The following is a 1,030-nucleotide window of genomic DNA, read 5'->3' as shown; positions in this document are numbered from 1 at the left end:
TGCCGATGATGTCGGGCTGATGCTGTTCGATCGCGTCGAGATATTTCTCGACCGCATTGTTGATGCCGAGGTCGATGACGTCGAAGCCCGCGCCTTCCATCATCATGCCGACAAGGTTCTTGCCGATGTCGTGGATGTCGCCCTTGACGGTGCCGATCACCATCTTGCCTTGCTTCGGCGCGCCGGTGGCGGCGAGCAGCGGGCGCAGGATGGCCATGCCGGCCTTCATGGCGTTGGCCGACAGCAGCACTTCCGGCACGAATAGGATGCCGTCGCGGAAATCCTCGCCGACAATGCGCATGCCTTCGACCAGCGCTTCAGTGAGCACCGTGTAGGGCTGCCAGCCGCGCTCGAGAAGGATGTTGGTGCCTTCCTCGATCTCTTCCTTCAGCCCGTCATAGAGGTCGTCGTGCATCTGCTGCACGAGCTCCTCGTCGGAAAGCTCGGAAAGGATGATCTCGTCGTCGGACATTTTTTCTCGGGCTCCTTGCTGCTCGGAATGCTTGCTGCAGCCTAAAATCGATGCGCCAATACCTAACCCGCGAGGGCAAGGTAGCCATAGCTGATTTGCGACTTCCCGCAAAAGGAAAGCGACTGAAAAGTTGGCGCTTTTCTTGTCGATTTTGCGACAGGCGTTGGCGCTGGCTGGCCGTTTCGAATAGGGTGCATGGCTACGATCCGGCAAGAAGCGGCGACAAACAGGGCCGCGAGCCAATCCAGGCCAAATCCATAGGAAGAACGATCATGAGCGATAACGCGTCAGTGGAGCAGGAAGCGTCGGGCGGAAGACGCGGACGCGGCGCCAGCGGCGGCGCGGCGGCACGCCGGGCGGCCCGTTCGGGCGGCGGTCCGGGCACGCAGCTCACCTACATCAAGCGCAAGATCAACGTCTACGAGGTCCTCGACGAGGAAGGCCTGGCGCTGATCGAGAAGAACACCGACACGGTGCTGGAAGAGATCGGCATCATTTTCCGCGACGACGCCGAGGCGCTCGCGCTCTGGAAAGAGGCTGGCGCCGACGTGAAGGGCG

Annotated in this window: 2 protein-coding genes; one reads left to right on the top strand and one right to left on the bottom strand. The window is 61.4% G+C overall.

Annotation, left to right across the window (positions count from 1 at the left end):
• A partial coding sequence (locus EOA29_RS37660) for a B12-binding domain-containing protein (RefSeq protein ID WP_127222473.1) occupies positions 1-472 on the bottom strand: 472 nt, incomplete at its 3' end.
• Positions 473-744: 272 nt separating this feature from the next.
• Here EOA29_RS37660 and EOA29_RS37650 point away from each other — a divergent pair.
• Positions 745-1,030, top strand: a 286-nt coding sequence (locus EOA29_RS37650; protein WP_189479141.1) for a trimethylamine methyltransferase family protein, incomplete at its 3' end; no start/stop codon positions are given.

This window comes from Mesorhizobium sp. M1E.F.Ca.ET.063.01.1.1, from assembly GCF_003998155.1.
Classification (GTDB): Bacteria; Pseudomonadota; Alphaproteobacteria; order Rhizobiales; family Rhizobiaceae; genus Mesorhizobium.
This window is presented reverse-complemented; position numbering and strand designations above follow the sequence as displayed.